Source organism: Specibacter cremeus, from assembly GCF_003946885.1.
Lineage (GTDB): Bacteria > Actinomycetota > Actinomycetes > Actinomycetales > Micrococcaceae > Specibacter > Specibacter cremeus.
This window is the reverse complement of the sequence record NZ_RWKQ01000003.1, coordinates 111,356-130,439: the sequence shown is the minus strand read 5'-3', so window position 1 is coordinate 130,439 and position 19,084 is coordinate 111,356. Positions and strand designations below refer to the sequence as shown.

Annotated in this window: 16 protein-coding genes; 13 read left to right on the top strand and 3 right to left on the bottom strand. The window is 69.9% G+C overall.

The window, feature by feature from the left end; translation table 11 throughout:
• Positions 1-3: 3 nt before the first annotated feature.
• From EJC77_RS01960 to EJC77_RS01945, 4 genes are all read left to right on the top strand, one after another.
• The gene (locus tag EJC77_RS01960; protein ID WP_125609892.1) at positions 4-780 is read left to right on the top strand and encodes an electron transfer flavoprotein subunit beta/FixA family protein; all 777 of its coding nucleotides are present in this window, start codon (positions 4-6) and stop codon (positions 778-780) included.
• A gap of 15 nt (positions 781-795) precedes the next feature.
• Entirely contained in the window at positions 796-1,767 is a 972-nt protein-coding gene (locus tag EJC77_RS01955; RefSeq protein WP_125609891.1) for an electron transfer flavoprotein subunit alpha/FixB family protein, read from the top strand.
• Complete coding sequence (locus EJC77_RS01950; RefSeq protein ID WP_125609890.1) at positions 1,764-2,693, top strand: cytochrome b/b6 domain-containing protein; 930 nt, start codon at positions 1,764-1,766, stop codon at positions 2,691-2,693. The genes EJC77_RS01955 and EJC77_RS01950 overlap by 4 nt, the downstream gene beginning before the upstream one ends.
• Before the next feature lie 76 nt (positions 2,694-2,769).
• Entirely contained in the window at positions 2,770-3,954 is a 1,185-nt protein-coding gene (locus EJC77_RS01945) for a thiolase family protein (RefSeq protein WP_125609889.1), read from the top strand.
• A 90-nt stretch (positions 3,955-4,044) separates the two neighbouring features.
• Here EJC77_RS01945 and EJC77_RS01940 read toward each other — a convergent pair whose 3' ends face one another.
• Entirely contained in the window at positions 4,045-5,745 is a 1,701-nt protein-coding gene (locus tag EJC77_RS01940; protein ID WP_125609888.1) for a DUF885 domain-containing protein, read from the bottom strand.
• Positions 5,746-5,783: 38 nt separating this feature from the next.
• On the opposite strand from EJC77_RS01940, the gene EJC77_RS01935 reads away from it, so the two are divergent.
• Positions 5,784-7,916 carry an FUSC family protein gene (locus EJC77_RS01935; protein ID WP_125609887.1) on the top strand — a complete coding sequence of 711 codons (2,133 nt, stop codon included), beginning with the start codon at positions 5,784-5,786 and terminating at the stop codon, positions 7,914-7,916.
• On the opposite strand, the gene EJC77_RS21415 is transcribed toward EJC77_RS01935, so the two are convergent.
• Positions 7,913-8,284, bottom strand: coding sequence for an acyl-CoA carboxylase epsilon subunit (locus tag EJC77_RS21415; RefSeq protein WP_125609886.1), 372 nt, complete (start codon positions 8,282-8,284; stop codon positions 7,913-7,915). The two genes, EJC77_RS01935 and EJC77_RS21415, sit on opposite strands and share 4 nt — an antisense overlap.
• Entirely contained in the window at positions 8,281-9,864 is a 1,584-nt protein-coding gene (locus EJC77_RS01925; RefSeq protein WP_125609885.1) for an acyl-CoA carboxylase subunit beta, read from the bottom strand. The genes EJC77_RS21415 and EJC77_RS01925 overlap by 4 nt, the downstream gene beginning before the upstream one ends.
• Before the next feature lie 259 nt (positions 9,865-10,123).
• Here EJC77_RS01925 and EJC77_RS01920 point away from each other — a divergent pair, with 259 nt between their 5' ends.
• From EJC77_RS01920 to EJC77_RS01890, 8 genes are all read left to right on the top strand, one after another.
• Positions 10,124-11,050: a biotin--[acetyl-CoA-carboxylase] ligase gene (locus tag EJC77_RS01920; protein WP_125609884.1), complete on the top strand. Its 927-nt coding sequence runs from the start codon at positions 10,124-10,126 to the stop codon at positions 11,048-11,050.
• Positions 11,043-11,654, top strand: a complete 612-nt coding sequence (locus EJC77_RS20845) for a PH domain-containing protein (RefSeq protein WP_240629649.1) — start codon at positions 11,043-11,045, stop codon at positions 11,652-11,654. Before EJC77_RS01920 ends, EJC77_RS20845 begins: the two co-directional genes overlap by 8 nt.
• Entirely contained in the window at positions 11,638-12,717 is a 1,080-nt protein-coding gene (locus tag EJC77_RS01915; RefSeq protein ID WP_240629648.1) for an adenylate/guanylate cyclase domain-containing protein, read from the top strand. Before EJC77_RS20845 ends, EJC77_RS01915 begins: the two co-directional genes overlap by 17 nt.
• A 234-nt stretch (positions 12,718-12,951) precedes the next feature.
• Entirely contained in the window at positions 12,952-13,752 is an 801-nt protein-coding gene (locus EJC77_RS01910) for a PP2C family protein-serine/threonine phosphatase (protein ID WP_125609882.1), read from the top strand.
• Positions 13,745-15,331 (top strand): FHA domain-containing protein, encoded by a 1,587-nt coding sequence (locus EJC77_RS01905; RefSeq protein ID WP_125609881.1) that lies wholly within the window; start codon positions 13,745-13,747, stop codon positions 15,329-15,331. The genes EJC77_RS01910 and EJC77_RS01905 overlap by 8 nt, the downstream gene beginning before the upstream one ends.
• Positions 15,332-15,498: 167 nt before the next feature.
• Positions 15,499-17,754: an NAD-dependent DNA ligase LigA gene (gene ligA / locus EJC77_RS01900; protein WP_240629647.1), complete on the top strand. Its 2,256-nt coding sequence runs from the start codon at positions 15,499-15,501 to the stop codon at positions 17,752-17,754.
• Complete coding sequence (locus EJC77_RS01895) at positions 17,751-18,578, top strand: inositol monophosphatase family protein (protein WP_125609879.1); 828 nt, start codon at positions 17,751-17,753, stop codon at positions 18,576-18,578. The genes ligA and EJC77_RS01895 overlap by 4 nt, the downstream gene beginning before the upstream one ends.
• Positions 18,575-19,084, top strand: a complete 510-nt coding sequence (locus tag EJC77_RS01890; protein WP_125609878.1) for a DUF2087 domain-containing protein — start codon at positions 18,575-18,577, stop codon at positions 19,082-19,084. The genes EJC77_RS01895 and EJC77_RS01890 overlap by 4 nt, the downstream gene beginning before the upstream one ends.

Genomic DNA, 19,084 nt, shown 5'->3' with positions numbered 1-19,084 from the left:
GTTGTGAAGATTGCAGTGTTGGTGAAGCAGGTGCCGGATACCGACGAGGAGCGCCGGCTCGATCCGGCGTCCGGCCTTCTTGACCGTCTGGCAGGCGAAAACGTTGCCGACGAGATCAACGAACGGGCGTTGGAGGTGGCGCTGAGCCACAAGGACTCGCACAAAGGGACCGAGGTGGTGGTCATCTCCCTGGGCCCCGAGTCGGTGACCAAGGCGCTGCGCAAGGTGCTGTCGATGGGCGCCGACTCCGCCGTTCACGTTCTCGATGAGGCGCTGGCCGGAGCCGACGCGGGACGTACGGCCGTCGTGCTGGCGGCGGCCGTGAAGCAGGCCGGCGTCGACCTTGTGGTGGCCGGCAATGAGTCCACCGATGGTCGCGGCGGCGTGGTTCCGGCGATGGTGGCCGAGCAGCTGGGCCTCCCACACCTGAGCTTCCTCGATGCGGTGGAGATCTCGGCGGGCAGCGTCACGGGTGAGCGCGGCACCGACAGCGGATCGATGGTGGTCAGTGCCCCGCTGCCCGCCGTGATCTCGGTGACCGAACGTTCCGCAGAGGCCCGCTTCCCCAACTTCAGGGGGATCATGATGGCCAAGCGTAAGCCGCTGTCGGTGGTTTCCCTGGCGGATCTGGGGATGGACCCGGATTTTGCGGGGATGGGGCGCTCCGTTGTCGTGACAACGAGTGCACGCCCGCTGCGCACCGCCGGGAAGAAGATCGTCGATGAGGGAAATGCCGGCACACGGCTTGCCGAGTTCCTTGTTGCGGAACAACTGGTCTGAGGGAGGGACTGAACGATGAACAAGATACTGGCGCTCATTGAAATGTCCGGCGGCGAGATGTGCAGTACCACCCCCGGGCTGCTGGCCGCCGCGGCCAGGCTGGGTACCCCCGTGGCCGTCGTGGCCGTCGCCCCGGGAGGGGGGACCGGTCTTGTGGCCGAACTGGGCTCGCTGGGCGCCGAACATGTCTACCTGGCGGAGAGCGACCAGGTTGGCAAGCTGTTGGTGGGCCCGCAGCTGGAGGCGCTGTCAGCGGCGATGACGGCACTGCAGCCCGTGGCGGTTGTCGTCGCCAACTCCGCGGAGGGCCGCGACGTTGCGGCCCGGCTGGCCGCCCGCACCCGTGCAGGGTTGATTGTCGACGCGGTCGATGTGCGGTCGGAGGGCGAGAGGATCGTGGCGACCCATTCGGTGTTTGGCGGCGCGTATGCGGTCGAGTCCACCGTCGAGGGCGCACCGGCCATTGTGACGGTCCGCCAGGGGGCGATCGAGGAACGGGCCAACGCGGCCACGCCGGCCGTGACCACCGTGACGGTGTCCGCGGATCCCGCCCACTCCGCCGTGATCGAGTCCGTCAGCGCCAGGGATGCCGGTTCGGATCGTCCGGAACTGCGGGGTGCGGCACGGGTTGTCTCCGGGGGACGGGGGCTGGGTTCCCGGGAGAGCTTCGTGCTCGTTGAGCAGCTCGCCGATGCCCTGGGCGCGGCGGTGGGCGCGTCCCGCGCCGCCGTCGACGCCGGATATGTCGCGCAGACCTCGCAGGTCGGCCAGACCGGTATCACGGTCTCACCGCAGCTGTACGTGGCGTTGGGTATTTCCGGGGCCATCCAGCACCGGGCCGGGATGCAGACGGCGAAAACGATCGTCGCAATCAATACGGATGCGGACGCGCCGATTTTCGACGTCGCGGACTTCGGTGTCGTCGGGGATGTCTTCACGGTGGTCCCGCAGCTGATCGAGGCGATCAAGGCGCGTGCCAGCCGATGACCCTCACGAAATCGACGTCAATAACCAGGAACAAGTGGTTCAAGCCGGCCGGCGTCATCCTTGTCGCGGTGGTGATCCTGCTGGTGCTGGTCCTCGTCGCCAGGTGGTTGCGGGACCTGCCGGCCATGGAGTCGTTCATGGCCGAGTTTCCCGGCCGTTCGGCGCTGCCCGCAACGGCCCCTGTCGGCTTGCCGGCGTGGCTGGGTTGGCAGCATTTCCTGAATGGATTCTTCATTGTGTTGATCATCCGTTCGGGGTGGCAGGTCCGGACCACGACTCGGCCGACGGCGTACTGGACGCGGAACAACAAGGGGCTGGTCCGGACAAGGAACGCGCCGGCGAAAATCAGCCTGGACCTGTGGTTCCATCTGAGCCTTGATGCCCTGTGGGTGCTCAACGGGGTGGTGTTCTTTGTGCTGCTTTTCGCGACCGGGCAGTGGATGCGCATGGTGCCGACACGGTGGGATGTGTTCCCGAACGCGGTCTCCGCCGTGATCCAGTATGCGTCGCTAAACTGGCCGGTCGAAAACGGGTGGGCCAATTACAACGGTCTGCAGCTGCTGACGTACTTCGTCACCGTTTTCATCGCAGCCCCCTTGGCATTGATCACAGGCCTGCGCATGTCCCCGGCCTGGCCGAAAAACACCGGACGGCTCAACACGATCTACCCGGTCCGGGCCGCACGGGCCATCCACCTTCCGGTCATGCTGTATTTCGTCGCGTTCGTCATCGTGCATGTGACACTGGTCCTGGCGACCGGGGCGTTGAACAATCTCAACCACATGTACGGGGCGCGTGATGACGCCTCCTGGGTGGGTTTTTGGTTCTTCGCCGCCTCCCTGGTGGTCATGGTCGCTGCCTGGTTCCTGGCCAGGCCATTGTTTCTGCGCCCCATCGCGTCGCTGACCGGAGCCGTCACCCGCTGAATCAGCGGCTACCTTCCCTCAACCGAATATTGTTCACCACCCGCAGCGATCCGACGACGAAGAATAGGTTGCCCTCATGGCCGATATGGAAAAGATTGTCATTCTCGACGGTGCCCGCACACCGATCGGAAGTTTTGGCGGCGTCTTCAAGGACGTGCCGGCCCACGAGCTGGGGGCGGCCGCGGCCAAAGCCGCCATGGAACGGTCAGGGGTCCCCGCCGGGGACATCGACGAGGTCGTCATGGGGTGCATCGGACAAGTGGGTCCCGATGCCTACAATGCCCGCCGGGTGGCCCTGGCGGCCGGCCTTGCCACGTCAACGCCGGCCTACACGGTGAACAGGTTATGCGGCAGCGGACTGCAGGCCATCTGGTCGGCGGCCATGCAAATGCGGTGGGGCGGCGCGGACTTCACGCTGGCCGGCGGCAACGAGTCCATGACCCGGATGCCGTTCTACGATTTCAACGCCCGGTCCGGCTACCGGCTCGGTGACCGCGCCCTGGTCGACGGCACGGTGGCCATGCTGACCGATCCGTTCAACGACATCCACATGGGTGTCACCGCGGAGAACGTCGCCCGCACGTACGGCATATCGCGGCAGGCACAGGACGAATTCGCGCTCGAATCCCAGCACAGGGCCGCGGCGGACACGGCTCGGGCGGCATTTGCGGAGGAAATCGTCGCCGTGCCCGTTGGCGGGCGGGGCCCGCGCGTGGTGGAATTCGACGAGCACCCCAAACCCGGCACCACCCTGGAGACCCTCGCCGGTCTTCGGCCGGTCTTTGAAAAGGGCGGCACGGTGACCGCGGGAAACGCCTCCGGCATCAACGACGGCGGGGCCGCCGTCGTGCTGGCACGCGCCTCCGCTGCCGCCGAAAGGGGCCTGGCCGGCCTGGCCACCCTGGAGGCGGTCACCACCGCGGCGCTGGAACCGGAGCTGATGGGGTATGCTCCCGTGCTGGCCCTGGAGAAGTTGTTCGCGCAGACGGGAACCACGCCGGCCGACATCGATACGTTCGAGGTGAACGAGGCCTTCGCCGCCCAGGCGGTCGCCGTGATCCGCGACGCGAAGCTCGACCCGCAGAAAGTGAACCCGTATGGCGGCGCCATCGCGTTGGGGCATCCCGTTGGGGCGACGGGGGCAATGCTCAGCCTGCGCGTGGCCAAGGACCTGACGCGGCGTGACCTTGAACTGGGCGTCGTCACCATGTGCATCGGCGGCGGCCAGGCACTCGCCGCGTTGTTCTGCCGCAGCTCCTAGCCGGGCCCGACGCGGCTCGACCATCGGGGTCTCGACAGGCTCGACCACCGGTGGTTGAGCTTGTCGAAACCACCGGTGATTTCGACAGGCTCAATCACCGAGCAGCGCCATCTTCAGCGTGTCGAGCCCGACCGAGCCGACGTTCAGCGCCCGCGTGTGGAACGCGCGCAGGTCGAATGCGTCGCCCTCGCGGGCGGCCCGCGCATCCCGGATCTCCTCCCACAGCCGCTGGCCGATCTTGTACGACGGCGCCTGCCCCGGCCAGCCCAGGTAACGGTGGAACTCGAAGTCCAGCATGCCCGGGGAGATGTCCAGGTTCGCGGCCAGGAACTCGCGGCCGGCCTCCGCCGTCCACGTCCCGGACCCCCACCGGGCGGGAATCTCCAGCGCCAGGTGCACGCCGATGTCGAACACCACCCGGGCGGCACGCATGCGCTGGCCGTCCAGCATGCCCATCCGGTCGCCGGGATCGGACAGGTAGCCCAGCTGCTCCATGAGCCGCTCGGCATACAGCGCCCACCCCTCGCCGTGCCCGGACACCCAGCACGCGTTCCGCCGCCACATGTTCAGCAACCCGCTCTGGTACGTGGCCGTGGCGACCTGCAGGTGGTGGCCGGGCACTCCCTCGTGGTAGACCGTGGTGGTCTCCGCCCACGTGGTGAACGTGTCCTCGCCCTCGGGCACCGACCACCACATGCGCCCGGGCCGGGAGAAGTCGTCCGATGGCCCCGAGTAGTAGATGCCGCCGTCCTTTGTCGGGGCGATCCTGCACTCGAGCCTGCGCATGACGTCCGGGATGTCGAAGTGCGTGCCGGCCAGGTCGGTGACGGCCGCATCGGAAAGACCCTGCATCCAGGCGGTGAGCGCGTCGGTGCCGTGCAGCGTCCGGGCCGGGTCCGCGTTGAGCACGGCCTTGGCCTCCTCGATCGAGGCGCCCGGCTTGATCTGGTCCGCCACGGCCTCCTGCTCGGTGATGATGCGGTCCAGTTCGGCCACGCCCCACGCGTACGTCTCCTCGAGGTCGACGGCGGAACCCAGGAATTCGCGCGAGGCCAGTGCGTAGCGTTCCCGGCCCACGGCATCCTGCTCCGGGGCGGCCGCCAACAGCTCGTCCCGCAGGAACGATGCCAGGGACGCGTACGCCGCCCGGGCGGCGTCCGCGTTGCCGGCCAGCGCCTCGGTGAGGGCGGCGGGCAGGGGAGCGGCGCCGTCGTCCGTGCCGGCGTTTGCGGCGAGCCGGGCGAAGTAGCCCTCCGGCCCGGCGTACCGGGTGCACTGGTCGATGACGGTGAGCACCTGGCGGCGCGCGGCGACGTGGCCCTCGGCGGCACCCCGGCGGAGTGCGGCGACGTAGCCGTCGACGGCGGCCGGCACGTTGGCCAGCCGGCCGGAGATGTGCTCCCAGTCCTGGGTGGTGGCGGTCGGCATGAGGTCGAAGATCTCGCGGATCTCCTGGGCCGGGGAGGCGATGTTGTTCAGGTCGGCCAAATCCCAGCCGGTGGCTGCGCGCTCCAGCTGCAGGCCGAGTCGTTCGCGCATGGCGTGCAGTGTCACGGCGTCAACGTCGTCGACGGGCTCCACCGCCTCCAGTTCGGCCAGTACGGCGGAGGCGGCGTCGGTGGCGGCGGCCAGCCCGGCCGGCGAATAGTCGCGGTACCGGGTCTCGTAGCCGGGGATGCCCAGCTGAGTGGCGAAGCCCGGATCGAGCTCCATCAGGGTGTGCGTGTAGGCGTTGGCGATTTCGTCGACGGCGCTCGTGGCGCGTGTCGGCAATGTGGTTTCGTGGTCCATGCCACGAGCCTAGCGCCACGGGCTGCCATACTTGGAGCGTGTCTGCCCTGACAGCGGTGTCCAAGACGTTCAGGCGGTCGTTGCGGCTGGATTTTTCACAATCCGACCCCGTGGTCGCCGCCCGCAATGCCGTCGGTGTGGCGATCCCGCTGCTCATCGGCGTCGGAACCGGCAACCCGGCGATCGGCGTGTTTGGTGCCGTGGGCGCCCTCTTCGCCGCCTTCGCCGACCGCCCGGGCAGCTACAGGCTGCGCCTGGCCAGGATGAGCGTGACATCGCTGGCCGCGGGACTGGGTGGCGGGTTGTCCGTCTTGTTCGCGCCCTCCGTGCCGCTGTCCCTGCTGCTGATCGCCGTTTTCGCCTTCACCACGGGCATGCTGCTCTCCTTCGGCATCAACGTTTCGCAGATCGGCACGGCGGCCACGGCGGTGGCCATCGTGCTCAACAGGTTTCCCCTGCCCGCCTCCGGTGCGCTGGGTATCGCCGTGCTTGTGACGGCGGCCGGCCTGGTGCAGAGCCTGCTGGCCACGGCCGGCTGGCCGTTGCACCGGCACGCCCCGGAACGGGCGGTCCTGGCCGACCTCTACGAGGGGCTGGCCGGGCGGACGCGGTCGCCGCACCCGAAAATGACGGCGCCGGGGGCCGGCCGGCTGCTTGAGACGGCCCGCGCCACCATTACCGGATTCGGCCACGGTCACGGCCCGAGCATGCAGTCCTACCGCGGGTTGCTCGATGAGGCCGAGCGGATCCGCCTCGAGGTCATGGCCCTGGGGTATTGCATTGAACGCTTCGAACGCGTCGAACGAACCGCCCAGCGTGATGCCGTCCGCGACCTGCTGCTTGCGGCCGGCACGGTTCTGGACGCCGTGGCAGGCTCCCTGCGCCGGGGGAGGGCCTTCGACCAGGCCGACCTGCACCCTGCCACGGACGCGCTGACCCGGTTCGAGGACGTCATGGCCGGTCATCCGGATTCGCCCACCGGCCGCTTCGCCTCGTTGCACGCCCGGGCGTTGGCCGGTCAGTTGCGGGCTTGCGGGCGCATGGTCACCCCGGGTGCCGTTGAAGGGCGCATCGTGGAGGAGACCGCGAAGGTGGGCGGGGTGCGTGTTGCCCTGCAGGCGCCGTTCGGGACGCTTCGGGCCAATCTGCGGTGGGATTCCGCCATTGCCCGGCACGCGATCCGGCTCGCCGTGTTGGTCACGGCGACGGACGGTTTTGCCCGGCTGTTGCCCGGAAATGACCGGGGCTATTGGATTTCGCTGATGGTGCTGTTGCTCCTGCGTCCGGATTTCGCCGCGACGCTGCACCGCACCAGTGCCCGGTTGGCGGGAACGCTGGTGGGCCTGGGCATCGGCACCGCAGGGACCTACCTGCTGGCGTCCCAGGGCCACTATGCGCTGGTGGGCCTGATAGTCGTTTTCGTCTTCGGGGTCCGCGTCTCGGGAGCGCCCAACGCGTTCTTCATGGGGATTTGGACGGCGGCGTACCTCGTCGCCCTGCTGGACCTGGCCGGCATCCCGGCCGCCGACGTGGCGGGCCCACGGCTGCTGGACACGCTGCTGGCCGGCGCGTTGGTGGTGGCCGCAACCATCATTTGGCCGGCCTGGGAACGGGCGTACCTGCCCGCCAGGGTGGCCGAACTGCTCGCCGCCTACCGGAATTACCTGGTGACTATCACGGATCCGGCCTCGAAAAAGGCCGCCATCGACGCCGCGCGCATCGCCGCAAGGCTGGCACGCTCCAACGCGCAGGCGTCGCTGGACAGGACACAGGCAGAGCCCGTCCCCGGCCGCGACACGCAATACGTTGGCGAGGGCGTGCTGGTGCAGAGCCACCTGCTGATCCAGGCCGCCATGGTCATTGACGCCGCCAGGTTGTCGATGTGGTCCGGCAAACAACCGGTGGAGGGAATGCTGGCCCCGGTGGCGCCGTTCATCGCCGACTGCTCCACCACGCTGGCGGCCTGTGGACGCGCCGCCGCCGAGGGTGTGGCCCCGCGCGGTGCGGTCAACATGCGTGCATCGTATGTGGCACTGAAGGACAGCCTCGAGGCCCACGCCATGCGGCCTGACGTGGTACAGCCGGCCATCCTGGATGCGGCGGACAGGATCGCCAACGCGGTGGACACCATGGTGCACCTGCTGCGCGAGCGGCCCGCCCCGGCTGCTTAGCCCCGCGAGCGGCGCCACGCCCCGGGACCGGGCTTGGGCCGCAGGTGCAGCTGGGCGCGGCGCATCCACGGGCGGGCGGCCGGGCGCGCCGGTTCGTCGGCCTCTCCGGCCTGCAGGGCAAGCACGACGGCGGTCAGTGCGGCAAGCTCCTCGGCGGTCGGGTTGCCGCGGGTGACGTTGAGCAACGGGGTCTCGCTCCCCAGCGGCTCCCGCTGCTCGCAAGCTCGCAGCGGGTCCCTCGCCGCTGTGGGCCCAGGCTCGACCACCGGTGATTGAGCTTGTCGAAATCCGGTCTCGACAGGCTCGACCACCGGTGATTGAGCCTGTCGAAATCCGGGTTCGACCACCGGGCTGGGTTCGTTCGTCATAGCGGGATGTTCCCATGCTTCTTGGCCGGCAGGCTGGCCCGCTTGTCGCGCAGGGCGCGCAGCCCGCGGATCAGCTGGAGGCGGGTTTCGGAGGGGGCGATGACGGCGTCGACATAGCCGAGTTCGGCGGCCTGGTACGGGTTGAGCAGCTCTTCCTCGTAGCCGCGGACAATCTCCGCACGGCGGGCCTCGACATCGCCGCCGTCGGCCTCGACGGCGGCCAGATCGCGACGGTACAGGATGTTCACGGCGCCCTGGGCGCCCATGACACCGATCTGCGCGGTCGGCCAGGCCAGGTTCAGGTCGGCGCCGAGCTTCTTGGAGCCCATGACGATGTACGCGCCGCCGTACGCCTTGCGCGTGATGACGGTCAGCTTCGGCACGGTGGCCTCGGCGTACGCGTACAACAGCTTGGCGCCGCGGCGGATGATGCCCTGGAATTCCTGGTCCTTGCCGGGCAGGAACCCGGGAACGTCCACGAGCGTGACGATGGGGATGTTGAACGCGTCGCAGTGCCGGACGAACCGGGCCGCCTTCTCCGACGCGGCGATGTCCAGCGTGCCGGCGAATTGCAGCGGCTGGTTCGCCACGATGCCGACCGTGTGCCCCTCGATCCGGCCGTAGCCGATGATGACGTTCGGCGCGTACAGCGACTGCATCTCGAGGAAGTGCCCGTCGTCGGTGACCTGTTCGATCACCTTGCGCATGTCATACGGGTGGTTCGCGGAGTCCGGGATCAGCGTGTCCAGGGCCCGGTCGGCGTCGTCGAGCTCCAGTTCCTGGTCGTGGTCGGTCAGCGGCGGTTCGGACAGGTTGTTCGACGGCAGGAAGTCCAGCAGTTCCCGGACGAACTCGATCGCGTCCGCCTCATCGGTGGCCAGGTAGGTGGAGGTGCCCGTGGTCGCATTGTGCTGGCGGGCGCCGCCGAGGGTCTCCATGTCCACGTCCTCGCCGGTGACGGTCTTGATCACGTCCGGGCCGGTGATGAACATGTGGGACGTCTTGTCCACCATGACCACGTAGTCGGTCAGGGCCGGGGAGTAGGCCGCGCCGCCGGCGCACGGGCCCATGATGAGGGAGATCTGCGGCACCACACCGGAGGCGTGCACGTTGTTGCGGAAGATGTCGGCGAACATCGCCAGGGAGGCCACGCCTTCCTGGATGCGGGCGCCGCCGCCGTCGTTGATGCCGATGACCGGGCAGCCGTTGCGCAGCGCAAACTCCTGCACCTTGACGATCTTCTCGCCGTTGACCTGGCTGAGCGAGCCGCCGAAAACGCTGAAGTCCTGGCTGTACAGGGCCACCAGTCGGCCGTCGACGGTGCCGTACCCGGAGACGACGCCGTCACCGAGCGGCTTCTTCTTCTTCATGCCGAACGCCGTGGACCGGTGCACGGCCAAGGCGTCGAACTCGACGAACGAGTCCGGGTCCACGAGCAGGTCGATGCGTTCGCGGGCCGTGTGCTTGCCGCGTGCGTGCTGCTTCTCGATCGCCTCCGGACCCGACGGCTGTGCGGCCCGGGCCTGGCGGTCACGGAAATCGGCTATCTTGCCCGCAGTGGTCGACAAGTCGTGGCTCAAGGTGTACTCCGGCTCGGTGTGGTTCGGACGGGCGGTGTGAAACAGACGGTGTAGGAACAGGCGGTGTAGGAACTGCACAAAAAGCCTAACGCCAGTGACAGTCTAGTGACCGAATCTGCGCCAGCTTCTGTAGGAACCCTACAAAGTCTCGGGGCGGGCGTCTGCCGCGCCGCCGCGTCCCTGCCGGGATCGCGGGCGTCGGGATGCGGGCCGGCCGGCGCCGGGCGCGAGCACGGCCGGGGCCGATAGGATCGAGGGCATGGAACCGTCCTTCCCCTCCCTCGACCCGGCCGCCCTCCGCCACGCCCTGCAGGCCCCCGGCGGCGCCTACAACAGCGTGCGCATCGTGGCGGAAACCGGGTCCACGAACGAGGACGTGGCGGCGGACGCCGCGGCCAACCCGCAGCACTGGCCGGACCTGAGCGTGCTCGTGGCGGACTCCCAGATTCACGGCCGCGGCCGGCTCGACCGCACCTGGCTGGCCCCGGCCGGCGCCGCCATGATTTCCTCCGTTCTGCTGCGCCCCGGCGACGGGTTCGCCGTGGACGGCTATGCCTGGCTGTCCATCCTGGCCGGCCTCGCCCTGCGCGAGGCCGTGACCGCCGAGACGGGCCTCACGCCGGCGCTCAAGTGGCCCAACGACGTGCTGCTGGGCGGACGCAAGGCCGCCGGGATCCTTGCCCAGTTGATACCAGCCCAGTTGATACCGGCCGCGCCCGGGCACCCGGCCGGGGCCGCCGTCGTCGTCGGTTGCGGCGTCAACGTGCACCAGACCCGCGAGCAGCTGCCCGTCGACACGGCCACCTCGCTCGTCCTCGAGGGCGCGGCCGGGTTGGACCGCAACACGCTGCTGCCGGCCTACCTGGACCGGCTGGCCGGGCTGTACCGCGCGTTTGTCGACGTCGGCGGCGACGCCATGGCCCCGCTGGCCGGCGGGGCGTCACTGCACCAGCGTGCGACGGCGGCCATGGTCACCGTGGGTGCCGCGGTGCGCGCCGAACTGCCGGCCGGGGCCGTGCTCGCCGGCCGGGCCGTCGGGCTGGACGCCCGGGGCGGGCTGCTGCTCACCGATGCGGCCGGTGTCAAGCACACCGTCACCGTGGGCGACGTCGTCCACCTGCGCGGGGACACGAACACCGGTGACACGAACAGCGGGGACACGGGTGGCGGCGCCGCGCATGCCTAGCAGGTTCGCCCCCGGCGAGCAGCTGATCGTGCGCACCCGCCCGCACCCCCGCGTGCTCGTGTGGCCGGTGATCGTGGGGTTGCTCGTCGTCACGGGCACGGCCCTGGTGCTCGCCTGGCTGCAACCCGGCCCATTTCACCGGTTGGCCCCCAACCTGATGCCGGCTCGGCAGCCGGTCCTCGTGCTGTTGCTGACGGTGGCCGGCCTGCTGCTGGTCGTGGTGCCGCTCCGGCGCACCCTGGAATGGCTGCGCACCCGCTACCTGCTCACCAGTGTGCGCCTGGTGGTCAAGCGTGGCTGGCGTGTCGAAACGGAATACCCGCTCGCGGCCCTGGCCGCGATCGAGACCCGGCGCGGCCTGGGGCAGCGGCTGGTCGGGGCCGGCGACCTGGTGCTGGTACGCGATTTCGCGAAACCGGGAACCATTCGCAACGTCCCGGAGGTTAATGTCTTTCGGGGTTATGTCCTCGAGGCGATGGGGGAGTTGCACGCGCGCAACCCGGGGGCGGGCCGCTACGCTGGAATCGATCACGCCCCGGGAGACGACAATTACGCAGGCAACGACAACGATTGGGAGGCCGACCGCGGTGGAAGAGGCGACTGAACAGCCGGATTCGCGGTTGGCGCCAGCCTCCCGGAGCGACCTGAAGGCCCTCGAGGCGTCCCTGCTCGGCGGCGAACGCACGCTCAGGCGCCGCGACGTCGCCGCCGGCGCCGGCGTGTCGCTGATGTCGGCGCGCAAGATCTGGCGCGCCATGGGCTTCCCCAACCTCGGTGACGACGACGTGGCGTTCACGCCGGCCGACCAGGACGCGCTGGAGACCATCATCAACCTGGTCCGTGCGGGGCTGCTGACCGAGGAGACGGCCATCTCCGTCACGCGCTCGATCGGCCAGATGACCGACCGCATGGCCGTGTGGCAGATCGAGGCGCTCGTGGAGGACCTCGTCGCCGAGCACGGCGTTTCCGACGCCGACGCCCGGCGCGCCGTCGTCTCGACCCTGCCGGCCCTCGTGGAACCGCTGGAAAGGGTCCTCCAGTATTCCTACCGACGCCAGCTCAACGCCGGCGTGCAACGCCTGGCCGTCCGGGCACAGGAGGGCCTGGAGGCCAGCCAGCACGGCCGTGAGGGCGACGAGGACGACACCCCGCTGCCGCTGGCCCGGGCCGTCGGCTTCGCGGACCTGGTCTCCTACACGTCGCTGTCGCGCCGGATGAACGAGAAGACGCTGGCCAAGCTCGTGCAGCGGTTCGAGAACAAGTGCGCCGAGATCATCTCGGTCGGCGGTGGCCGGCTGGTGAAGACCATCGGCGACGAGGTGCTGTTCAATTGCGAGACGCCGGTGGCCGGCGCCCAGATCTCGCTCGCCCTGGCCGAGGCGATGGCCGCCGACGAATTCCTGCCCGAGGCCCGCGTGGCCATGGTGTGGGGCCGCGTGCTCTCGCGCCTGGGCGACATCTACGGTCCCACCGTGAACCTGGCGGCCCGGCTGACGTCGCTGGCAGAACCGGGCACCGTGCTCATCGACTCGGTGACGGCCACCGCCCTGGACGGGGACGAGCGGTTCGTGCTCGAGACGCTGCCCGTGGAAACCGTGCGCGGCTTCGGCGAGGTGTCACCTGTGCGGCTCCTGCGCGGTCGGGGCGAGGGGATCATCGTCGACTGAATCGTCGACTCGCGCCTTTGCGGGTCCGCCCGGCTCACGCACCCACGTCTTCCGATGACGACGGCGCCGTCATGTTGGTCCACCGGTCGGCCGCATGCCCCAGTCCTGCGGATACGATGGTCTGGTGATCGAACAGTTCCTCTCTGTCCCGGATCCCGGACTGCCGGTATCCCGGACACGTCCGCGGGTCGAGGGTGCCGGCGTCGTCGCCTGTATCCCCCGGGTGGCCCGCGCATGAGCGGCAGTCCGCCGGGGCAGCGCCCCGCCATGACATTCACCGTGGGCCACGGCACCGACCGGGGCCTGCTGCGCGAAGTGAATGAGGACGCGCACATCGCCGCCGACCCCGTGTTCGCCGTCGCGGACGGCATGGGCGGCCACGAGGCCGGCGAGGTCGCCAGCCACGAGTGCATCGCCGTGCTGGGGCGCCAGCCCGTGCTGGCCGCCGGGAACCGCAACGCCACGACCGCAGACCTGCGGCGGGCCCTGCAAGAAGCCGACCAGCGCATCCGCGACGTTGCCGACGCGCGCGCCGGCACGACCCTCTCCGGTGCCGTCCTCGTCGAGGAGGACGGCATCCCGTATTGGCTGGTCTTCAACGTCGGCGACTCCCGGACGTACCGGCTCAGCCGGGGCGTGTTCGAACAAATCAGCGTGGACCACTCGGAAGTGCAGGAGATGGTCGACGCCGGCTACATCACGGCCCGCGAGGCGCTGGTGCACCCGCGCCGCAACGTCGTGACCCGCGCGCTGGGCACCGGCAACGACACCGAGGCGGACTACTGGCTGGTACCCGTCGAGCACGGCGACCGGCTCCTGGTCTGCTCGGACGGGCTGAGCGGGGAGGTCACTGACGACCACATGCACCGCACGCTGACCACCGTCGGCAATCCGCAGGAGGCCGCCGATTCGCTCATCCGGGCGGCATTGCACTCGGGCGGCCGCGACAACGTGACGGTCATCGTGGTCGACGCGGCGGCCGCGCCTCAACAGGATCCAGTCCAGGACGCACCACTCGGGGGACACCATGACTAGCACCCTTTACCGACCCGGCCCCTGGCTGGGCATCAAACGTTCCGGGGCGGTGGTCATCCTGGCTCCGGGCACCGACCCCGGCCTCGTCACCCCGCTCTGGGAATCGCTGGCCGATGCACCCTCCGTGGACGGCATCCTCAATGAGATCACGCACTCGTTCGGCACCGCGCTGACGGCCATGCCGCCGTTCGGCATCGTGCTGTGCACGGACCGGCTGCACGTGGTGCTGCGCGGCGAGGTGACCCTCACGGCGCTGCACGGCGACGAGGAGACCGTCGTCAGTGGCCGCGACGTCAGCACGTGGAGCGAAAGGACGTTGCCGTTGCCGGACGGCTATGAGCTCTCGCTGGGCGGGTACGATGACGGCGAGTCCGCCCTGGGTGCCCGGGTGGCCTGGCTGCCGCTCGGCGACGCCGTGGTGCTGCTTTCCGGCCTTGCGGACGGTACTCCGCTGGACGAGACCTCGCTGGATGAGGCGCCGCCGTGGGCAGAGGACGACGAGGCGGCCGGTGGTTCGGCCGTCACGCATGAGGGGCCGGGGCCCGAGGAGGAGCCCGACGCGGAAGCCGGTGACCTCGCGATGGAGGCCGATGAGACGGAGGCCGATGAGGCCGCCTACGCGACCTTCGCCCAGGCGGCCGATGCCGAGTGGAGCGCCGAACTTGACGGGCCTGACGAGGACGAGCCATCCGCTGAACAGGGTGGGGCCCAGGCGCCGTATGAACCGGAATTCGATGAGCCCGAATTCGATGAGCCCGAATTCGAGGAGCTGGAATCGCGCGAGCCTGAATCGGGCGAGCCTGAATTCCAGGCGCCCGAATCCGCGGGTGCCGACTCCGCCTGGCAGGATTCCGGCGATTCCGGGCCCGGGCACGCCGTCGCACCCATGACGGCAGACGACATGCCGCCGCTGCCGCCCACGCCGCCAACGGTGGCCGCCGTCGTCCCCGATCCGGCCGCCGTGCAACACACGGATGCCGATGACGGGCTCATCGATGCGGTGCCGTGGCGGCACACCCCCGCCGCCGGCATGGCGCAGCCAATCGTCGGGCCGTTCGATGTGCCTCAGGGTGCACCGGTTGACGCCCCGGCGGAGTCCGCCGGATCGCGGCCGCCAACGGGACCCTCCGTGCTTGCCCGCCTGTGCCCGCAGGGGCACGCGAATCCGCCGCAGCATTCGTCGTGCGCCCTGTGCGGGCTGCCGATCACGACCGAGGCGCAGCAGGTCGCGCAGCCGTCGCTGGGGCGGATGCACCTGTCCACCGGCGAGGTGATCGACCTGGACCACTCGCTGGTCATCGGGCGGCACCCGTCGGTGTCCCGTGTCCCGGGCGGCGCCATGCCCAGGCTGGTCCAGGTCGAGGGCCCCGGCGGGGACATCTCCCGTTCGCACGTCGAAGTCCGGCTCGAGGGCTGGGATGCCGTGCTGGTGGACCTGGAGGCCACCAACGGCACGGTATTGCTGCGGGAGGGGCAGGAGCCGCGCCGGCTGGACCCGGGCGAGGAAGTGCCGCTCGTCGACGGCGATGTGGCCGAGCTCGGCGAAGGGGTGTGGTTGTCCTTCGAGGGGCTGCGGTAAGCCACCGGCACAGGTCCGGTGAGCCCCGGGCGGGCGCAACGCGACCGGGCGGCGTGCGGTGCGGGCCGGCGTCGTGCCTTTCCATGTTCAGGCTCCCCGTGTTCGGGCTTGCCCGTGTTCTGCTTGCCAATGTTTTGCGTGTTCGCGTTCTGCGGCAAGATGGAACCGTGACTAGCCAGCCTGAAACCGTGCCCGTCCCGACCAGCAGCGAACGGGACCGCTATGCCGAGCTCGTGGACCTGGTCCGGAAGTACCGGGCCGCGTATTACAACGACGACGCGCCGCTCGTCGCCGATGCCGAGTTCGACACCCTGTACCGGGAACTCGAGGCGTTCGAGGCGCTGCACCCCGAGCTGGTCAGCAACGATTCCCCCACCCAGGAGGTCGGCGGGGAGGTCAGCGCGGCGTTCGCAGCCGTCGACCACCTCAGCCGCATGTACTCGCTCGAGGACGTGTTCTCCCTCGACGAGCTGGACGTGTGGGTGCGCCGGGCGCAGGCGTCCGTTGAGAAACAAGACGGCGTCGCGCCCAAGTGGCTGACCGAATTGAAGATCGACGGCCTGGCCGTGAACCTGCTGTACCGCGACGGGGTGCTGGTGCGCGCCGCGACGCGCGGCGACGGCACCACCGGCGAGGACATCACGCACAATGTGGCCACCATCAAGGACATCCCGCAGCGCCTGCACGGCAGCGGGTTCCCCGCCGAGGTGGAGATCCGCGGGGAGGTGTTCATCGCCTCCGTCGACTTCGCCGCGCTGAACGAGAGGATGGTCGCCGCCGGCAAGGCGCCGTTCGCGAACCCGCGCAACTCGGCCGCCGGCTCGCTGCGGCAGAAGGACCCGGCCGAGACGGCCAAGCGCCCGTTGAGCATGTACGTGCACGGCATCGGCGCCCGCGAGGGACTGACGACGGCCAGCCAGTCCGAGACCTACGCGCTGCTCAAGTCCTGGGGCCTGCCGACCAGCCCGTACTACAGGGTGCTGGACACCTACGACGACGTGCTGGCATTCATCGGCCACTACGGCGAGCACCGGCACGACCTGATCCACGAAATCGACGGCATCGTCGTCAAGGTGGACGACTTCGCCACCCAGCGGGCCCTCGGCAACACGTCCCGCGTTCCTCGCTGGGCCGTGGCGTACAAGTACCCGCCGGAAGAGGTCAACACGAAACTGCTGGACATCCGGGTCCAGGTGGGCCGGACCGGTCGGGTCACCCCGTTCGGTATCATGGAGCCGGTGAAGGTGGCCGGGTCCACCGTGGAACGTGCCACGCTGCACAACCAGGACGTCGTGAAGGCCAAGGGCGTGCTGATCGGCGATGTCGTGGTGCTGCGCAAGGCCGGGGACGTGATCCCGGAGATCGTCGGACCCGTCGTGGCGTTGCGCGAGGGCAGGGAGGCGGAGCTGCGCGAGTTCGTCATGCCGACCGTGTGCCCGTCCTGCGGCACGCCGCTGGCCCCGTCGAAGGACGGCGACGTGGACATCCGCTGCCCCAACGCGAAATCCTGCCCGATCCAGCTGACCGAGCGCGTCGCCCACCTTGCCGGCCGCGGCGCCTTCGACATCGAGGCGCTCGGCTACGAGGCCGCCGCCGCCCTGACGGTCGGCCCCGGGCCGGATCCGGCGGACAACGGGGGCGTCATCGCCCCGGCAGGGCCCGGCCCGCTGCGCAATGAGGCGGACGTCTTCACCATTGCGGACAGCGACCTGTCCGAGGTTGTGGTGTGGCGGGAGATTCGCGTGAAGGGCGCGGGCACCGGGCGTTTCCAGCCGGTGCCGTATTTCTACACGAAGGCGACGGCCAAGACTCCGTCCAAGCCAACGGCCACCACGAACAAGCTGTTCACGGAAATCGAGAAGGCCAAATCCCAGCCGCTGTGGCGCGTGCTCGTGGCGTTGAGCATCCGGCACGTGGGGCCCACGGCGTCCCGGGCGCTGGCCACCGCCTTCGGTTCCATGGACGGCATCCGCGCCGCCACCGAGGAACAGCTGGCGGACGTCGACGGCGTCGGCCCCATCATCGCCCGGGCGCTCGTCGAGTGGTTCGAGACCGATTGGCACGTGGAGATCGTGGACCGCTGGGCGGCGGCCGGCGTGCGCATGGCCGACGACGTCGACGAGTCCACGCCGCGCACCCTGGAGGGACTGACCATCGTCGTGACCGGGACGCTGCCGAATTTCAGCCGCGACGAGGCGAAGGAGGCCATCATCAGCCGCGGCGGCAAGGCCGCGGGGTCCGTCTCGAAAAACACGTCGTACGTGGTGGCGGGCGAGAACGCGGGAACCAAACTGGACAAGGCCGCGTCGCTGGGGCTGGCCGTCCTCGACGAGGAGGGATTCGTCCGGCTGCTCGAGACCGGCCCCGAACCGGCTGACGCGCCGGAAACCGTCCCGGCCGCCGACATGGACGCCCCCGCATGAGCACCCCGGTGGACGAGCTGCTCGAGGTCGCCCTGCGCGCGGCGGCCGCGGGTGCCGCCGTGCTGGCGGGCCGGGACCCGGCCGGGTTCGGCGCCACGGAGAAGTGGTCCGACGCCGACTGGGTCACGACCTTCGACCTGGCCGCCGAGCGCGCCGTGCGGGACGTGTTGGCGCGGGCCCGCCCGGATGACGTCGTCACCGGGGAGGAGCTGGCCCCGGCCGTGCCCGCGCACGCGTCCGGCTACCGGTGGAGCATCGACCCGCTGGACGGGACCATGAACTTCATCCGCAACATCGCCTACTACGGCACGTCGGTCGCCGTGGCCGGGCCCGACGGCGAGTGGCTGGCCGGCGTCGTCGCCGCACCGGCGCTGCGGCGCACCTACTTCGCGTCGCGCGGCGGCGGTGCGTGGGTGGAGGAGACCCGGGCCGACGGGCGCGACGGCACCCGGCAATTGCACGGGCCGACCGAGCCGCGCAACGGCCGGCTGCTGGCCACGTCGCTGACGTACAGCCCGGAGGTGCGGCGCCGGCTGATCTCGGAGCTGGACGGCCGGATGGATCTGGTCAGCGACTTCCGCCGGCTCGGGTCCGCGGCGCTGGAGCTGTGCGCCGTCGCCGAGGGCGGCGTGGACGCCTACCTCGAATACGGCCTGTTCGAACACGACTTCGCCGCCGGCGCGCTGATCGCCGAGGAGGCCGGGGCCTGGGTGCGCCGGCCGAAGCTGAGCTCCGCGCTGGACGGGCTGCCCCCGCACAGCGAGACACTGGCCAGCTGGACGGCGGCCTCGATCCCCGAACTGGCGGAACGGTTCACGCCGTGAGCACCGGCCCCGAGGGCACCGCCTGGCAGCCCGTCGTCGCCGCCCTGGCCAACGACCGGCTGCGGCGCGTCTACGCCGCGCGGGTGCTGGGCACCCAGGAGGCAAGCGACAAGCCCGCCACCGAGCAGGAGATCCGCCGGCTGGTGGCCGTCGGGCTGCTCACCGCCGAGGGGACCGTGGCCGACGGTGCGTTCGCCGCCCTGCTGGCCGCCAATGCCACGCCCAGGCCGGAGGGCGTCGACAAGTACTTCAGCCAGGGCATGCTCGTACAGCTCCCCGCGAGCCCGGGGTCGCGCGCCGAGGTGCTCAAACATCTGGCGCGGCGCCTCATCCCCGCCGAGACCATGCTGACCGAAGTGGAGATCAACCGGCTGCTGGCCACGGTCACCGGCGACGTCCCCACGCTGCGCCGGGCCCTCGTCGACCATGGGCTCCTCGAGCGCACGCCGGACGGCAGCAGTTACGTGCGCCCCTCTGACCAGGACCGGTCACCGGGCGTAGCCTGA